Annotated in this window: 17 protein-coding genes; 13 read left to right on the forward strand and 4 right to left on the reverse strand. The window is 62.9% G+C overall.

The annotated features are described in order from the left end of the window. The first annotated feature begins 2 nt into the window (after positions 1 to 2). The 8 genes from I7X09_RS16580 (at position 3) to I7X09_RS16615 (ending at position 8,161) form a co-directional block, all read left to right on the forward strand. On the forward strand, positions 3 to 860 hold the full coding sequence (locus I7X09_RS16580) for an ABC transporter permease (protein WP_200313036.1): 858 nt from the start codon (positions 3 to 5) through the stop codon (positions 858 to 860). Continuing rightward, positions 857 to 1,699, forward strand: a complete 843-nt coding sequence (locus I7X09_RS16585) for an ABC transporter ATP-binding protein (RefSeq protein ID WP_200313037.1) — start codon at positions 857 to 859, stop codon at positions 1,697 to 1,699. Before I7X09_RS16580 ends, I7X09_RS16585 begins: the two co-directional genes overlap by 4 nt. Further along, the gene (locus I7X09_RS16590) at positions 1,683 to 2,726 is read left to right on the forward strand and encodes an ABC transporter substrate-binding protein (RefSeq protein ID WP_166810037.1); all 1,044 of its coding nucleotides are present in this window, start codon (positions 1,683 to 1,685) and stop codon (positions 2,724 to 2,726) included. Before I7X09_RS16585 ends, I7X09_RS16590 begins: the two co-directional genes overlap by 17 nt. Continuing rightward, the gene (locus I7X09_RS16595; RefSeq protein ID WP_200313038.1) at positions 2,723 to 3,832 is read left to right on the forward strand and encodes an LLM class flavin-dependent oxidoreductase; all 1,110 of its coding nucleotides are present in this window, start codon (positions 2,723 to 2,725) and stop codon (positions 3,830 to 3,832) included. The genes I7X09_RS16590 and I7X09_RS16595 overlap by 4 nt, the downstream gene beginning before the upstream one ends. Continuing rightward, on the forward strand, positions 3,829 to 4,983 hold the full coding sequence (locus I7X09_RS16600) for an LLM class flavin-dependent oxidoreductase (protein ID WP_003946051.1): 1,155 nt from the start codon (positions 3,829 to 3,831) through the stop codon (positions 4,981 to 4,983). The genes I7X09_RS16595 and I7X09_RS16600 overlap by 4 nt, the downstream gene beginning before the upstream one ends. Further along, positions 4,980 to 5,687: a class II aldolase/adducin family protein gene (locus I7X09_RS16605; RefSeq protein ID WP_200313039.1), complete on the forward strand. Its 708-nt coding sequence runs from the start codon at positions 4,980 to 4,982 to the stop codon at positions 5,685 to 5,687. Before I7X09_RS16600 ends, I7X09_RS16605 begins: the two co-directional genes overlap by 4 nt. 41 nt (positions 5,688 to 5,728) lie before the next feature. Next, positions 5,729 to 6,670, forward strand: coding sequence for an ABC transporter substrate-binding protein (locus I7X09_RS16610; protein ID WP_124567282.1), 942 nt, complete (start codon positions 5,729 to 5,731; stop codon positions 6,668 to 6,670). A gap of 240 nt (positions 6,671 to 6,910) precedes the next feature. Next, positions 6,911 to 8,161 carry a reverse transcriptase family protein gene (locus I7X09_RS16615; protein WP_200313040.1) on the forward strand — a complete coding sequence of 417 codons (1,251 nt, stop codon included), beginning with the start codon at positions 6,911 to 6,913 and terminating at the stop codon, positions 8,159 to 8,161. Positions 8,162 to 8,174: 13 nt separating this feature from the next. Here the strand turns inward: I7X09_RS16615 and I7X09_RS16620 are convergent, their stop codons facing one another. From I7X09_RS16620 to I7X09_RS16630, 3 genes are read right to left on the reverse strand one after another with little or no spacing between them, the layout of a single operon-like run. Further along, on the reverse strand, positions 8,175 to 8,561 hold the full coding sequence (locus I7X09_RS16620) for a RidA family protein (protein WP_003946047.1): 387 nt from the start codon (positions 8,559 to 8,561) through the stop codon (positions 8,175 to 8,177). Positions 8,562 to 8,603: 42 nt separating this feature from the next. Beyond that, positions 8,604 to 9,416: an alpha/beta fold hydrolase gene (locus I7X09_RS16625; RefSeq protein ID WP_200313041.1), complete on the reverse strand. Its 813-nt coding sequence runs from the start codon at positions 9,414 to 9,416 to the stop codon at positions 8,604 to 8,606. After that, positions 9,413 to 10,195, reverse strand: coding sequence for an IclR family transcriptional regulator (locus tag I7X09_RS16630; protein WP_200313042.1), 783 nt, complete (start codon positions 10,193 to 10,195; stop codon positions 9,413 to 9,415). Before I7X09_RS16630 ends, I7X09_RS16625 begins: the two co-directional genes overlap by 4 nt. A 195-nt stretch (positions 10,196 to 10,390) precedes the next feature. Here I7X09_RS16630 and I7X09_RS16635 point away from each other — a divergent pair, with 195 nt between their 5' ends. Genes I7X09_RS16635 through I7X09_RS16655 form a run of 5 tightly spaced genes read left to right on the forward strand, consistent with a single transcriptional unit; the run spans position 10,391 to position 14,815 of the window. Beyond that, on the forward strand, positions 10,391 to 11,395 hold the full coding sequence (locus I7X09_RS16635; protein ID WP_200313043.1) for an ABC transporter substrate-binding protein: 1,005 nt from the start codon (positions 10,391 to 10,393) through the stop codon (positions 11,393 to 11,395). A 10-nt stretch (positions 11,396 to 11,405) separates the two neighbouring features. Next, complete coding sequence (locus tag I7X09_RS16640; protein WP_200313044.1) at positions 11,406 to 12,188, forward strand: ABC transporter permease; 783 nt, start codon at positions 11,406 to 11,408, stop codon at positions 12,186 to 12,188. 2 nt (positions 12,189 to 12,190) lie between these two features. Then, positions 12,191 to 12,973, forward strand: coding sequence for an ABC transporter permease (locus I7X09_RS16645; RefSeq protein WP_234036960.1), 783 nt, complete (start codon positions 12,191 to 12,193; stop codon positions 12,971 to 12,973). After that, positions 12,973 to 13,779 carry an ABC transporter ATP-binding protein gene (locus tag I7X09_RS16650; protein ID WP_200313046.1) on the forward strand — a complete coding sequence of 269 codons (807 nt, stop codon included), beginning with the start codon at positions 12,973 to 12,975 and terminating at the stop codon, positions 13,777 to 13,779. The genes I7X09_RS16645 and I7X09_RS16650 overlap by 1 nt, the downstream gene beginning before the upstream one ends. A 25-nt stretch (positions 13,780 to 13,804) precedes the next feature. After that, positions 13,805 to 14,815, forward strand: a complete 1,011-nt coding sequence (locus I7X09_RS16655; RefSeq protein WP_095971648.1) for a YdcF family protein — start codon at positions 13,805 to 13,807, stop codon at positions 14,813 to 14,815. Between the two features lie 6 nt (positions 14,816 to 14,821). On the opposite strand, the gene I7X09_RS16660 is transcribed toward I7X09_RS16655, so the two are convergent. After that, positions 14,822 to 15,655, reverse strand: a complete 834-nt coding sequence (locus tag I7X09_RS16660) for an NmrA family NAD(P)-binding protein (RefSeq protein WP_166810045.1) — start codon at positions 15,653 to 15,655, stop codon at positions 14,822 to 14,824. Positions 15,656 to 15,664: the final 9 nt, after the last annotated feature.

The following is a 15,664-nucleotide window of genomic DNA, read 5'->3' on the forward strand; positions in this document are numbered from 1 at the left end:
CGATGGTGACGCTGACCCGCCCCGCTCGAACGGCGCCGCAGTCAGTGGAGCATCCACAACTCGAAACGCCGCGCTACCGGCGCAATCGCACCCGACCGAAGTGGATTTCGATCCCCCTCCGCTTCCTGGTTCCGGCTCTGTTGGTCGCGGGATGGTGGATCGGGTCGGCTACCGGACTGATTCGAGAGGAGATCCTGGCCGGACCTCCCGCCGTGTGGACGGCCTTCGCCGAGCTGTACCAGTCGGGCCAGTTGGTCGACTTCGGTCTCGCGTCGCTTCAACGTGCTGCACTCGGTGTTTCGGTCGGCGTGATCGTCGGATTGGTGCTCGGGGTACTCTCCGGCCTCTCCTCGCTCGGCGAAGAACTGATCGACGGGGCCATGCAGATCAACCGCGCGGTTCCGTTCCTCGCGCTCGTTCCGCTGTTCATCGCCTGGTTCGGTATCGACGAAACCTTCAAGGTGGTGCTGATCGCGGTCGCTACCGTCGCCCCGATGTACGCGTACACCTACCTGGGAGTGCGCGGGGTCGATCGCAAGATGGTCGAAGCGGCACAAGGTTTCGGCCTGACGGGTTGGCGACTGGTGTTCGGAGCAATTCTTCCGACCGCCCTCCCCGGCGCTCTGATGGGGCTTCGGATCTGCCTCTCGCTGAGCATCACGGGATTGATCGCAGCCGAGCAGGTCGGCACCCGCGAGGGCATCGGATATCTGGTGACCCTGGCGCAGGAATACAACCGCACCGACTACATGGTTCTGTGCATCGTCATGTATGCGGCGCTGGGCCTGATTTTCGACGCCGTGGTCAGGTTGATCGAGCGGTACTCCATGCCGTGGCGGAGATTGTCGGTGGCGCGATGACGAACACAGCCATCGGCTCGCTGCCATCCACCGAAGCACCTCTGCCGCCGTTGGCGACCCGCGAGCGGACCGGCACCACTGCGGCCGAGCGACGGGCCGGTTCACCAGTAGCGGTCTCACTGACCGGGGTGCGTAAGTCGTTCGGCGACAAGACCGTTCTGGGTGGCATCGACCTCGAGATCACTCGCGGCGAGTTCGTCGTCCTCCTCGGCCCCAGCGGAACGGGCAAGACGACACTGCTGCGCGTGCTCTCCGGACTGGAAGCACCGGACAGCGGTGAGGTGCTGGCCCCGCGCGACCGCACAGTCGTCTATCAAGAACCACGATTGATACCGTCGAAGCGAGTTCTCGCCAATGTCACAGTCGGACAGAAGCGCTCACGGCAGGTGACCGACAACGCACGCAACGCACTCTCCGAGGTCAACCTCGCGGACAAGCACCGTGCCTGGCCGGCCACGCTCTCCGGTGGTGAGGCCCAACGCGTCGCATTGGCTCGCGCCCTCGTTCGCGAACCTGAACTGCTGCTACTCGACGAACCCTTCGCCGCACTCGACGCCCTCACGCGACTCCAAATGCAGGACTTGGTAGGCGATCTGGTCGCCCGCCACCGTCCCGCGGTATTGCTGGTCACGCACGACGTCGACGAAGCCGTACGACTTGCCGACCGGGTACTCATTCTCGACAAGGGTGGGTTTGCCGTGGACGTCGACATCGATCTGCCACGCCCCCGCGACCGGAACGATCCCGAATCTTTGCGCTACCGAGCGAGCTTCCTGAAGGAACTCGGCGTCGGACGCACCTTCCCCGACGGACAGGACAGTCATGACATTGATCGCTGATTCCGCAATCGACACACTCTGGTACACCCGCTGCCCCGTTCCCACCGCCAGCGGCCTCGCGAACAGCCTCGGATGGCTCGACCGGACGGCAACCGAATCCGGAGTGCGTTTCGGCGTACTACAAGATGCCGGACCGGAATTGGCAGTACGCCATTTCGACCACCATCTCTCCGGACTCATTCGCGAAGGTGGCAATGTCCCGGCACTGGCCGCGCGTGCCAGTGGTTCTCCGACGAGGCTCATCGGGCTCACCTGGATCGACGAGGCCCAGGCGATCCTGGTGCGTGGAGACTCCGACATCCGAGAAGCAGGCCTGCTGGCCGGCGCCCGGATCGGAATCCCGGCGTGGGCGGCCGATCAAGCCAGGAGCTTCCCCCGCGCCATGGCCTTGCACGGGTTCGCCTCCGCGCTTCGACTGGGCGAGTTGAGTTTTGCCGACGTCACCCTCGTCGAGGTTGCAACGACGGCAGCACCTGAGGTCCGCACCGCCTCCTCGACCCGCAACACGACGTGGGGTGTCGAATCCTTGCTGCGCGGTGACGTCGACGCCATCTACGTCAAGGGCGCCCGCGCCCAGGAAGTTGCCCGCGAACACGGCCTCGCCGTAGCTGTCGACCTCGATTCCACTGCATCCCTTCGTGATCGCGTCAACAACGGCACTCCACGTCCGATCACGGTTCATGCCGATCTCCTCGAACAACGTCCGGACGTCGTCGTGGGGTTCCTCGCCGAGAGTCTAAGGGCGGCAGACTGGGCGGCGGCCAACATAGACGAGGTTCGAGCCGTTCTGCAGACCGAAACGCAGTCGGGGCCCGAGGGCGTCGTGGCAGCGTACGGCGAGAATTTCCACACTGGACTGCATTTGAGCCTGTCGGACGAGCGTGTCGATCTGCTCGGCGTGCAGAAGCAGTTCCTCTATGCGCACGGCTTCCTCGCCGCCGACTTCGACCTGCAGTCCTGGGTGGCGCACGAACCCCTCGAACAGGCCCGCGCACTGGTCGCTGCTCAGAAAGACACACTCAAATGACCGAGGTCTACTGGGAGCTACCCTCGCGCGGCGACGGACGCCGGGCAGTGGCCGCACTGAACAGTCGAGGCGGATTCGGCGCACAACGCCCCACCACAATCGCGACCGATGTTCGCCCCGGAAACTTCGGGCCCTTCGACGAACTGGCGCAGATCGTTCTCGCCGCCGAACTGTCTGGCGTCGACGGCGTTGTCGCACCGTACGATCCGAACGGGGAAGAATCCTGGATCGTTGCCGCCGCCGCACTGCGTCAGACGCGTCATTCGCGAGTGGTCGTGGAATTTCATCCCACTTTCGGCACTCCTGTCTACGCCGCCAAAATGTCTGCGACACTTCAGCGTCTGTCGGCAGGTCGTCTCGAGTGGCGAGTGAAGGTCGATACTGACGCCGAAGATGCCACCGCTCGCGGAGACGTAGTTCGAGGAACCGACCGCTACGCGCGCGCCGCGGAGTTCCTGACCGTCGCCCGTGGCGTATGGAACGAGGAACAAATTCTGCCAGGCGGATTCGGTGGCACGGGTTACGACTTCGACGGCGAATACTACGACGTGCTCGGCGGCGGATTCCGAGGCATCTTGTCGGGACTCCCTTTTCCCCGAGTGCATCTGACCGGCGATTCTCCGGAAGCTCTGGAACTGTCCGCCCACCACGGCGACGTCCATCAGTTCACGCTCGCCGGTGACGAGCTCTCGACGCGGATCACGGCCCTCGACGACCGAGCGTCCGAACTCGGCAGGACTGTCGAGAAGGTCCTGCGCATCCCGATCATCGCGAGAGAGACAGCCGACGAAGCCTGGGCCCGCGTCGAACGGCAACTGAGAGAATCCGATTCCACTGCGTTCGAGATCGATCGGGGCGGCATCCTCTGGTCCGGATTCGACCGCATCGGTTACGAGCACAGCATCGGTCTTGTCGGAAGCTACGAGGAAGTGGCACAGCGACTCTCGTCGTATCGAGATCTCGGCGTGGACGGTTTCGTCCTGTCGGGTCGGCCACACATCGAAGAGCTGCACCGGGCGGGCGAACATCTCCTGCACCTGGTCGATCCCGAGGGTCGGATCCGCAAGGAAGAGAAGGCCACCACAGAAGAGAAGGCCACCGCATGAGCATAGATTTCTACTGGCGGATCGGAATGGAGGGCGACCACGCGTCGCTTCGTACACCGCGTCGCTACAACCGCGGTGACGCCGGTGGATACGGGCCGGGCAACATCGCTCCCGCGATCCGGGGCGGCGAATTGGACGGATACAGCTACATCGACCACATGGCCGCGGTGGCAAAGGCTTCCGAATCCGCCGGCTTCCTCGGTGGGCTGCTGCCGTCCTTCCCGATGACCGAGGATCCGTGGGCGACCGCCGCAGCGTTGGCCGCCGAGACCACCACGTACCGTTTCATGGTTGCGTTCCAACCGGGGTTCCTTCACCCGGTCCAGGCCGCGCGGATGTCGGCCAGTCTGCAGCGCGCAACCGGTGGACGTCTGGTCTACAACATCATCAGCGGCGGAGGTGGAGCGCCTCAGCTGTGGTGGGGCGACAAGGTCGACCACGACGATCGCTACACCAGGACATCCGAGTTCCTCGATGTCCTCAAAGGTGTGTGGGACGGTGAACCTTTCGACTTCGACGGTCGCTTCTTCCAGACCCACGGCGCCGCACTGCCACCCGGACTGGCCGGCCAACCGTTTCCCGAGGTGTACTTCTCCGGATCTTCGGCCGCAGCCGTCGCCGCCGCCGGACTGCACTCCGATTACTACCTTTCCTGGCTGGAGCCGTACGCCGATCTCAGAGCCAAGATCGACGGCGTGCGGGAGAACTCGGCCAAACTGGGACGCACGCCGAAATTCGCCGTACGCATCGACGTCGTAGCCCGGCACACCGAAGAAGCTGCGTGGGCCGAGATCGAGAAGGGGTGGGCTTTCGTCGACAAGGGCGCCGCCGACCGAGCAGCGCAGGGCGATTCGGTAGGAGCCGCCCGCATCAAAGGCTGGGTACCCGAACACATCACCGGCTACCGGGATCTGGAGGTGCAGCCCAACGTGTGGTGCGGTTTCAGCCTGATCCGCGGAGGCCCGGCGTTCGGACTGGTCGGCAGCTACGAGCAGGTCGCCGAAAGACTCGACGAGCTGCGCGAGCTGGGCGTCGACGCCTTCATCCTGGCCGGCAACCCGCATCTCGAAGAGGCATACCGCGTCGGCGAAGAAGTTCTTCCCCTCCTGCAGCGCACCCCGATCACACCTTCTGGACTGGAGACTCGATGACCACCACCGAAACTAGACTCGACGCCGATACTGCAGCATTCGTCGAGGAAGCGCGCAAAGCAGCAGACAAGGCATTCGACGTCTTCCGTAAGACCGGAACGGTTGCAGCCAACGGGACCGTCAACTTCGTCGAACGCGTGCCCGGCACCGAAATCGCAGTCGCCCTGAACGATCCGGGACCGTGGGCGGACGATCCGTCGGTGTCACCGGTGGTCGCCACCTTCGACGGCGAAGTGCTGTCCGGCAACGGATCGGCCGGTTTCGTCACCGGCTACGCGTCCGTCTTCCGTCAGCATCCGGAAATCACCAGCGTTGTCCACATCCACACTCCGTGGCTCGGCGGCTGGGCACAGACTCATCGGACGCTCCCCATCCGCTATGCGGCTTCGCAGAGGCTGACGCTCTCCCGGGAGATTCCGCCGCACATCGATCGGTCCCGTTCTGCCGGCGATTTCATTCTCGAGCGTCTCGAACACGATCCCGATCTGGTGGCGATCTTCGAAGCCAACGGCGGGGTCAACGTCATCGGCCGCAGCGGGTTGCTCGACCTCGCGAAGTTCGTCGTCCTCCTCGAGGAAGGCGCACAGTTCCAGGCGATCGCCGAATCCCTCGGCGGTTCGGTCGAATTCGATTCGTCCAACCTCGCCGTCCAGTGGGGCCGTAGCGGGCTCGCCGACGAGGCGCGCCGACGCGGCCTCATCTAGCCACCTCCATCACTGATTCAGAACAGGAAACCGTAGATCTCATGACCGTTCGCGTCGGATACTTCCCACACAACAATTCACTGTTCGTTCTGCGCCACACCGGAATCCTCGAACGTCGTCTCCCGGATGTCGAGTGGGTGGACCTGCGCGAGCTTCCCGCCAAGCCCGCAGTCAACCCGGAGAACGCCTTGCCGACCCTGCACTCGGACTGGCTGTTCGAGGAGGGCGGATACGACGTGATCGGAACCGGATTCACGCCGCCCGTCACCGGATTGGCTCAGGGCCGCGATCTCGTCTACATCGGAATTTCCGGCCCCCGCGTGGAGAACGGGCGCCTGGTAGTCAAAGCAGAGTCCGAGATCAACACGGTAGAGGACCTGCGCGGCAAGCGAGTCGGCATCGCGCACGGATCGTGGCAGACCACACTTCTGTTGTTCGCCTTGGATCAGGCGGGGCTGACCTGGTCCGACATCGTCCCCGTCGATACCGACGTGCGCGGTGGTGGAGCGGATCTCGTCGACGGCACCATCGATGCCTGGGTAGGTGCGTACCCGGGGCTGACGGACATCGAAGCGAACCACGAGCTGCGCACGCTGATCGCCACCGACGGGCTCTTCAGCCACCCCTCACTGTGGTTCACCCGGCGCGATTTCGCGGAGACCAATCCGGAGGCCCTTCAGGCGATCATCGAGGCTCTGCAGGAATCCGATGCGTGGATCGAAGCCAATCCCCGCGAAGCCGCGCAGATCTTCGTCGACGACGTCGAGAAGCGTGGTGGGTCCGCAAGCCTCGATGCCTGGGAAGCTGCACTGCGCGGACGTCCTTTCGGCGTCAACCCGGTCACCGACGAGTTCCTCGACGAGCAGCAGCGGGCGGCCGATCTCCTGCTGAGCAACGGACTACTGCCGAAGGCGGTCACCGTCCGCGAAGCAGTCGTGCCGTGGATCAGCGAGTTCGTCGGTTCGGATCGTTCGTCGATCTGATGACCCACAGCTGACAGATCAGCTTCACACGTGACAGATACCGGACGGTCTGCCATTGTGAAGAGATGCGGCGGCGCGTGGGTGAGAGTTGGTCCACGCGACCAGTCTCAGGGGTAACCCCTGGGTCGGCCAGAAGAATTGGATACTGCGTCCACCGGCGCTCGGCACGCTCCGCGTGCTTGCCGCCGCTCCGGACAAAGGATTTGGTCACCCCACGCCGCCGCATCTCGGGCTCGATCCATGCGTGACTTCGAGCTCGATCCCGAGTTGGCGCGGCGTCTGGCAGTTGCGGCCGCTGACGCTCCATGGACACTCGGTGGACTCGAGGAGGCGTTCGGAACAGTCCACGGTGTGTCGGCGACATCGCTGGCCGTCCGGGTGCTCGATCTCATGCCCGCCCCACCGTTCGAACCTCAGACTCTGTACCGATTGCTACGCGAACTGCCGCGGCTTCGACCCGTCCCGGTCTCGATGGACACCAACGAATCCTCGGTGTGGCGGTTCGACGTCCCGCGCTACAACACCAGTGCGGACCTAGCGCGTTCACTGGATCTGACGATCTCCGAACTCGAGTGGTTCTCCGACCGTGGGGAGTGGCTGCGCACGAAACCATTGCAACTGCGCCACTACCGGCCGATGCAGATCAGCAAGAAGGCCGGGGCTCGCCTCCTCGAGATACCCAAACCCCGGTTGCGGGAAATCCAGCGCAAAATTCTGCGCCGCATCCTCGACCAGGTGCCCGCGCACGACGCAGCTCATGGGTTTGTTCGCGGACGAAGTCCACTGACTTTTGCAGCGCCGCATGCACAGTCGGAAATCGTGATCGGCGTGGATCTCATGCAATTCTTCCCGTCGATCACCGGAAACCGTGTTCACGCGGTCTTCGCCGCTCTCGGTTACCCACCCGCCGTGGCAGGAGTGCTCACCGGATTGTGCACTGTTGCAACACCTGCCGATACTCTGCGCGGCCTACCGTACGCACAGGCCTCACAGCTACGCACCGCGCATCTGCCACAAGGCGCGCCCACTTCGCCGGCACTGGCGAATCTCGTCGCGCGCACATTCGACATCCGCTCGAGCGCACTCGCACAGGCGAACTGGCTCACCTACACCCGATACGCCGACGACCTCGCCTTCTCCGGAATCGAAATAGCCGACGTCAGCACCCTCCTCTGGACGATCAAGCAGATCGCCCAGGACGAAGGGTTTGCCGTACATCCGCGAAAGACCAAGGTGATGCGCCCTCATCGACGCCAACACCTCACCGGGCTGGTGATCAACGATCAACCGTCGTATCCGCGTGACGACTACGATCGCCTGCGCGCTCTGCTGCACAATGCAGCCAGTACTTCTGCACAGGAACAGAATCGAGCGGGAATCGAGCACTTCCGCGCCCATATCTACGGCCGGATCGCGCACATCGGCGAAACCAGCCCTACGCGCCGACGCACATTGCTGCGCCTGGCTGAACGTGTGGACTGGGACGACTAGTGCCCGCGAGCAGTCAGACCCTCGGGGTGTACGCCATGCATTCGACTTCCATGTGCGCACCCAGCGCCAGTCCGTCTGTTCCGAACGCACTGCGGGCCGGCAGTCTCGACGCCGGGAAGTACTCGAGATAGACCTTGTTGAACTCCTGCCAGCGAGACATGTCGTCAAGCATGACAGTGCATTTGAAGATCGCTTCGACACCGGAACCGTAGGCGATCAGCGAAGCCACGATGTTCTCCATGGTCTGGCGGGCTTGCGCTTCGAAGCCGTCGGCCAAGGTTCCGTCGGGAAGCATGCCGATCTGACCCGACAGATACAGGACGTCTCCGACGCGAACTCCGGTGGAGAACGGTGTATCGAAAGCGGGTGGGATGAACTCGACGGTCTGAGATGAATCCATTAGATCTCCTCGGAAGTGGAATATGCGTGACGAGTAGGCGCTTCAGAGCACTGGACGGGCGCGCACATCGGCCAGGAAGTGCGCCACCAACTCGTTCCACGCGTGTGGGTCCTCGAAGTAGGGGGAGTGGCCGCGGTCGGCAAGTTCGACGACTTCTGCGTGAGGCAGGAATTCGGCGGCGCTGCGAATCCGATCGGGTGTCATCAGATCGTCCAGCTCGCCCGCGATCAACAGAACCGGTGCCGCCACCGCGGCAAGCTCTTCCGGCGAGTAGTTGTGGGCCTTGAGAATTCGGAAGAACTCGGTGTCCGGTGGCCGACGACCGAAGGTGCCGAGGGCTTGGTACAGGTATGCCCTCGCCATGTCCAAGCTCGGCAACCGTCCACCCACAGCGGGATGTTCCCCCAGGGGCCGCGCGGTGACGGGCGCCGCGGTGAGGGGCGGTGCACTGTCCGGACCGAAGCCGACGGGAATGCCGCCGGTCGTGCAGGCCAGGACTACCGACTCCACTCTGTCCGGAACAGCGATCGCGGTTCCCAACGCGGCCCAACCGCCCATCGACTGGCCGACCACATGCGCTCGATCGACGTCCAGCAGGTCCATGATTTCGATCAGATCCGAGACAGCGGCTACCGGGCCGTGGTTGCCGTTCTCGTTGGTAGACCGGCCGAATCCTCGCTGATCCCAGCTGATTACCCGATAATGCTGAGCGAAGTACGGTACCTGTTGGTACCAGACCGCGGCATTGCCGCCGAGACCGTGCGTGAGAATCAGATCCGGGCCCTCGCCGGCAGTCTCGTACCAGACCCGTTCGCCGTCTGCGACGGTGATGAAGCCCTCGGTCCGTGGAATCATCCTTCTTCTCCTGCGTCGGACGGGCGCTTGCCCGAAGTGTGGTCAGTAAGGAGTTGCTGCACTTCATCGGTCGCCCGCAGCAGGTGTTCTTCGACCATCCCTGTCGTTTTCGCGTCGAAGTCGGTGTCGAAACCGATCACCGTCAACGCGCAGAGGGGAGAGCCCTTGCGAGAGGACACTGCCCGCGAGACCGAACCGATGATGTCCTGAGATCGTTTGTGGACGACCGCGAATCCGGTTTTCTGCGTCTCGGCGATGTCGGCGAGGAACCCGGTGGGGCCTTCGAGTGGATAGCCACTCTTTTCCACCATTGCCAGGTAAGGCGCCCGGGTATTGTCCTCGAGTGCCGCCACCAACGCGAGCGGTCCCGCGAACCGGTGCGGCGGAAGTAGATCCCCGAGCATCCGAGTGATCATCTTGAGTCGCTCGGGACGCAGCGCCGCGATGATCCGAGTCCCGCCACTCTCGAGAACCTGCAGATTCACCATCATGTCCGTGCTCTCGGACAGTACTCGCATGGTCGGATCGCACAAGGCCGCCAACGAATGCGCTGCCGCTTCGTGAGAAACCTGCAGTGCAGCCGGGCCGGGGAGATAGCGACCGTCGTAGCGGAAGACCCAACCACGGTTCGCGAGTTCTCCGAGTACTCGGTGCGCAGTCGGCCGGAGCATCCCGACTTCTTCTGCCAGCTCACTGAGCTTCATCGGCGTGGTCGAGCGCGCGATGGCCTCGAGTAGATCCAGCGCTTTGTCGACGGCGGACGCAGAACCCTTCGTCATCCGATCCCCTCCCGGTGCCGTGTGAGTACCCGGCGATCCGAAATCTCGTGTTCTTGGAAAACCCTTGGCATTCGCCTAGGAAATTACTATAGTCACAACAATCGTTCCGGCGTACGGAATTCTTTGAGCGTCTTCACCTTCCCACCGGATTACCGGCAAGGAAGTCCTATCTTTCCCAGCGAGAGGCTTTCGGACATGACGGTTGGACATACCCTTCGGTCGACACCACGGTTCAGAGTTGTTGCCCTGGCAGCGGTCGCGACGGCTGCCTTGGCACTGACCGGCTGTTCGAGCGACGCCACGGCCTCCGACGACGGGGGCACCCAGACCACCACGATTCGTATCGCACCTCAACCGATCGCGGACTTCGCACCGATCTGGCTGGGTATGGAGCAGGGATTCTTCACCGCTGAGGGACTCGACATTCAGCTCGTCGAGGGCGGAGCCAGTTCCTCGGCTCAGATTCCGTTGCTGCTCAGCGGAAATGCAGATATGGCAGCCACGACTGCCGCTGCCGCAATTCAGGCACGCAGCCAGAACATGCCCGTCACCATCGTCGGAGGGCTCACGAATTTTGCCGCGAATGACGATGTCGACCAATCCGGTCTCGTTGTCGCCAAGGACAGTTCCGTCAGTGGATTCCGTGACCTCGAAGGCAAAACCGTTGCGATCAGCGGTTTGAAGTCTGTCAGCGAGGCGGTCATCTCTGCCGCGGTGGAGAAATCCGGCGGAGCAGCCGACAAGGTCTCGTTCATCCAAGCGCCCATGCCCAACCTCGGTGACCTTGTTTCCACTGGCGGAGCCGATGCAGCATTCCTCATCGATCCGTTCCTGAGCAAGGCAACCGACTCCGGGCTGAAGATCCTCGGCCACCCCTTCCCCCTGGCCGCACCCGGCGTGCCAGGAACCTCGCTGGTCGCTTCGGAATCGTTTGTCGACGCGAACCCCGACTCTCTCGCTAAATTCCGTACGGCGCTTGCCAAATCGGTCGACTACGCCAATCAGAATCCGGGCGCGGTCAAGGCTGCACTCTCGACACAAGCCAAGATTCCGCTCGAAATGCTGGCCAACAGCAAGAATCCTCAGTTCGTCGCAGTAGTGGAACCTGGCACTCTCGGCACGGAGATCGAACTGTTGGTCAAGTACGGGGTTCTGACGGAGTCGGTCGATACCGAATCCTTGCTGACCCCGGCCAACTGAGTTGTCCGCCTTGACAACCCCGAAAACACGCCGCAGGCAGGTACTGCTCGGACGGCTGCTGACGCTCTTCGCGCTGGCAGCCGCCTGGCAGGTCTTCGGAATGCTGGGCGACGAGAATGTCAAGGGTGTTCCGAAGTTCAGTGACGTGGCAGTGGCGTTCGTCGACGAACTCGGTACCTCTTCGCTGTGGACGTCATTGGGACAGACGTTGACCACAACCGCCATCGGCTTGGCGCTGTGTCTGGTGATCGGAATCCCGGCAGGACTGCTGCTCGCCGCGCACCCGTTCCTGACAGTCTCTTCGCGCTTCGTCATCGACTTCTGCAGGACCGTTCCGCCGCTCGCGATCATTCCCCTCTTTCTGTTGATCATGGGCCCGACGCAACGTATGGCGGTTGCGCTGATCGTGGCGGTGAGCGTGTGGCCGATTCTGCTCCAGACCATCCACGGAGTACGCAACGTCGATCCGGAACTACTGGCCACCGCACGATCCTTCCGACTTCCACTGTGGCGCAGACTCGCTCTCGTCGTCGCGCCCGCGTCGATGCCCTACATCTTCACGGGAATTCGTATCTCGGCAACACTGAGTTTGCTGCTGACCATCGGCGCCGAACTGATCGCCGGCGTTCCCGGACTCGGCAAGGAAATCCTGCTGAGCCAATCCGTCCCGGACCGAATGTTTGCACTCATCGTCGTCGCCGGAGTGCTCGGCATGCTGCTCGCGTTCGCTGTGATGGCAATCGAGAATCGTTTACTTGCTTGGCATTACATCCCGAGGAGGATGACGACGTGAAGATGATGTCCGGGATTCGACTCCTCGCGTGGGAGTTGTGGCTGCCGATCTTGATCGTCGTCGTGTGGTACTTCGGATCCGCGTCGAGTAAGTCGCCGTACTTTCCGCCGTTGTCACGAATCTGGAAAGCATTTGTGGACAACTGGTTCGGTGCAGGCTTTACTCGAGATGTCGTACCCAGCCTGACCAATCTTGCCTTCGGCCTCACCGTGGCGCTGGTGCTCGGCATCGGGGTCGGTCTGCTTCTTGCTCTGTTCCCACTGGCTGCCGACATCGCTGATCCGTTCCTCCAGTTCTTCCGCGCCATACCCGCACTCGCTGTACTGCCGGCCCTGTTCATCGTCTTCGGTACTGGTTCCTCGGGCAACGTCGCCGCCATCGCTTTCGGCGCGGTCTGGCCGATACTCCTCAACACCCTCGACGGCATTCGCTCCATCGACCCGAGTATCCGCTTGGTGGCGCGCAGCTATCGCATCCGAACGCCCCTGCTGGTCACGCAGGTACTCCTCCCCGGAGCGATGCCTCAGATAACGGTCGGCATCCGTACCAGTCTCGCGATCGGCGTCGTCATCATGGTCGGCAGCGAAATGTACGTCTCCACTGCAGGAATCGGCCACTTCGTGATCGTCGCGCAACAGACGTTTGCCATCGCAGACATGTGGTCCGGAATCCTCCTGCTCGGAATCATCGGGTACGTGCTCAACGTCGGCTATGGCGTGATCGAACGTTGGTTGCTCAGATGGCAGCCTCGGACCCACGGCGCACTCGCAGTGAAAGGAAACTGATGTCATCCACAGAATCTGCGGCATCCACCCCCGCAGTCGAACTGAACGGCCTCGGGGTGACGTACGGCGGACCTACCGGCCGCGAAGTGCTTCGCGGGATCGATCTCTCGGTTGCACCCGGAGAAATCGTCTGCATCGTCGGACATTCCGGTATCGGCAAAAGCACCCTGATTCGGTGCATCGCCGGTTTGCAGAAGCCGACCACGGGTGAGGTCCGCATCGCCGATATCGCGATCGACGCTCCGCCCGCCACTCTTGCGCTCGTGTCACAGGATTACGGACGCACACTGATGCCCTGGCTTCGAGTGGGCGAGAACGTTCGCCTGCCGCTGCGGGGCAACGGCCTGGCACGCAAGGTTCAGAACGAGAGGGTAACCGAGGCGCTCGCCGTCGTCGGTCTGGAAGGAGCTGCGCGTTCCTACCCCTGGCAATTGTCCGGCGGAATGCAGCAGCGGGTAGCGATCGCTCGCGCCCTCGCCTATCGGCCGCAGGTACTACTCATGGACGAACCCTTTGCATCGGTCGACGCCCAGACCCGCGCGGAACTCGAGAACCTGCTGCTGACGCTTCAACGTGATCTTGGCATCACCGTCCTCCTCGTCACCCACGACGTCGACGAATCGGTGTACCTGTCCGATCGAGTGGTCGTCCTCGGCGGAACGCCGGCGTTGATGCAGGACATCGTCGACGTTCCGTTGATCGGTGCTCGGGACCAACTGACCACCAAGGCGGACCCACTGTTCATCGAGTGTCGTACCAGGGTTCTGTCCGCGATCCAGCAGTCGAAGGTGGTGGCGCCCGTGTAGTGGGCGCCTCGCTTAGGCTGGCTCCGTGATCCTTCTCCTCATCGGCCTCGCGCTGCTCGGATTCTGCGGCTACCGGTTCAGGCAGGATCGGCGGAGGCTGAGCAACGGCGTCTATCTACTTCTCGGACTGATCTTCACCGGTCTGTGGATGCTGCAGTCGGGTGCGCCGGGAACCGAGGTTCCGTCGTTTGTCATCGCGACGATCGCTCTGCTCTCACCGTTGCTGGTGCTCCTGCTCGCGGGATTCCTGATCGTCAACGGGGTCACGATGCTGCGACGCGAGGGATTCAGCGTCGCGAATCTGCTCTCGCTCGTCGCGGGTCTCGGACTGCTCGTTCCCTATGTGCTGCTCGCATCTGCGTTGCTGACGCAGAGGTACTGGCTCGCAGTCGTTCTCGGATCGTTCAGTCTGGTCGCGTCGTACCTGGGGTTTCTGTTCACGAGCTTTCTGCTCTACTCCTACGTCTACGGACGCCAGAAGTACCAGCCCGGGATGGACGCGATAGTGGTGCACGGCGCCGGACTTTCGGGTGCCGACGTGACGCCCCTGCTGGCCAGCCGTCTGGACAAGGCAGCGGACGTCTTTCGCGCCGAGGTGGCCGAGGGACGTTCGCCGTTGTTGGTCGTCAGCGGCGGGAAGGGATCGGACGAGGTGGTCAGCGAGGCCGAGGCAATGTGCGTCTACCTCGTCGATCACGGGATACCGCGTGAGAACGTGATGCTCGAGGACCGCTCGACCACCACGCTCGAGAACCTCGAGTACACCAGGGACCTTCTCCGTGCCAACACCACGAAGCCTCGAATGGTTCTGGTCACCAGCAACTTCCACATACTGCGAACCGCGACGTTTGCCCGGAGCCTCGATCTGGATGCGGAAGTCATCGGTTCCCACACCGCTCGGTACTACCTGCCGAGCGCGACCTTGCGCGAGTTCGCCGCCGTCACGGTGGAGCACAAGTGGCTCAACGGAACGGTCTGCCTGATCCTCGCCGCCCTGCCACCGCTGGTGGTCTGGGCGGCAGGAGGCATCGCGTAGCAAGCGTCACCGAATCAGGCTCTCGACGCCCATCGGTCGGCGACCCAAAAGCAGTTCGACGGCAGCACTGCCCGCAAGGAAGTCGTGGTGGTTGTAGAACTCGAACATCGCAGCCAATCGTGAACTGGCGTTGACATCCAGACCACTGCCGATCTGCTCGCGCCACCGATCCACGCTGATCTGATCTATCGCGACGGTACGTGACGTCTGCTTTTCCACCATCTGTGCCACCTCCATGACACTGAGCGATTCCGGGCCGCCCACTTCGTACGTCGCTCCGTGATGCTCGCCCGGGCCCTCGCTCAGAACAACCGCGGCCACGGCCGCCACATCTGACAAACTCACGAACGAGAACTTCGTGTCCGCGCTGTACGGCAGGACGATGGTGTCGGATCGACCCGTGAGTACCGCTTCGAAATTCTGCGCGTACGCACACGGCTGCAGCACAGTCCATTTCAAGGGCGAACGATGCAGTTCGTCCTCACACCTGGCTTTGTCCAGGTGATGCGGCATGGACGGGCTGAACGGCCACGCCACCGAATGATAGACAAAATGTTCCACTCCCGCCGACGCCGCTGCCGTCAGCGCATTGCGAAGCAGTGCGGGCTCGTCGGGATGGACGTTCGGGGCGATGAAGTACACCCCTCTGCACCCCGCAAGTGCCTTGCGCAACCCACTACCCGTTTCGAGTTCTACCTCGTAGTCGCCCTCGACTCGTGCCTTTCGCACCAGTCGCCGCACTGTCACGCTCGGCGGCAGTGCAGCGACGACGGCCTCACCGGTCTTACCCGCGGCGCCGATCACCGCGATGTCGGCGCCGCGAGCAATTCCGTTCTCCATGAGAGTTTT

The sequence above is a fragment of the Rhodococcus sp. P-2 genome, assembly GCF_016598535.1.
Lineage (GTDB): Bacteria > Actinomycetota > Actinomycetes > Mycobacteriales > Mycobacteriaceae > Rhodococcus_F > Rhodococcus_F baikonurensis.

Bases quoted from the DNA above. Each gene is read 5' to 3' on its own strand.
- I7X09_RS16635 (WP_200313043.1), top strand. From the start codon at position 10,391: ATGACGGTTGGACATACCCTTCGGTCGACACCACGGTTCAGAGTTGTT.
- I7X09_RS16620 (WP_003946047.1), bottom strand. From the start codon at position 8,561: ATGGATTCATCTCAGACCGTCGAGTTCATCCCACCCGCTTTCGATACA.
- I7X09_RS16605 (WP_200313039.1), top strand. From the start codon at position 4,980: ATGACCACCACCGAAACTAGACTCGACGCCGATACTGCAGCATTCGTC.
- I7X09_RS16600 (WP_003946051.1), top strand. From the start codon at position 3,829: ATGAGCATAGATTTCTACTGGCGGATCGGAATGGAGGGCGACCACGCG.
- I7X09_RS16650 (WP_200313046.1), top strand. From the start codon at position 12,973: ATGTCATCCACAGAATCTGCGGCATCCACCCCCGCAGTCGAACTGAAC.
- I7X09_RS16580 (WP_200313036.1), top strand. From the start codon at position 3: ATGGTGACGCTGACCCGCCCCGCTCGAACGGCGCCGCAGTCAGTGGAG.
- I7X09_RS16645 (WP_234036960.1), top strand. From the start codon at position 12,191: ATGATGTCCGGGATTCGACTCCTCGCGTGGGAGTTGTGGCTGCCGATC.
- I7X09_RS16585 (WP_200313037.1), top strand. From the start codon at position 857: ATGACGAACACAGCCATCGGCTCGCTGCCATCCACCGAAGCACCTCTG.
- I7X09_RS16615 (WP_200313040.1), top strand. From the start codon at position 6,911: ATGCGTGACTTCGAGCTCGATCCCGAGTTGGCGCGGCGTCTGGCAGTT.
- I7X09_RS16610 (WP_124567282.1), top strand. From the start codon at position 5,729: ATGACCGTTCGCGTCGGATACTTCCCACACAACAATTCACTGTTCGTT.
- I7X09_RS16625 (WP_200313041.1), bottom strand. From the start codon at position 9,416: ATGATTCCACGGACCGAGGGCTTCATCACCGTCGCAGACGGCGAACGG.
- I7X09_RS16595 (WP_200313038.1), top strand. From the start codon at position 2,723: ATGACCGAGGTCTACTGGGAGCTACCCTCGCGCGGCGACGGACGCCGG.
- I7X09_RS16660 (WP_166810045.1), bottom strand. From the start codon at position 15,655: ATGGAGAACGGAATTGCTCGCGGCGCCGACATCGCGGTGATCGGCGCC.
- I7X09_RS16590 (WP_166810037.1), top strand. From the start codon at position 1,683: ATGACATTGATCGCTGATTCCGCAATCGACACACTCTGGTACACCCGC.
- I7X09_RS16630 (WP_200313042.1), bottom strand. From the start codon at position 10,195: ATGACGAAGGGTTCTGCGTCCGCCGTCGACAAAGCGCTGGATCTACTC.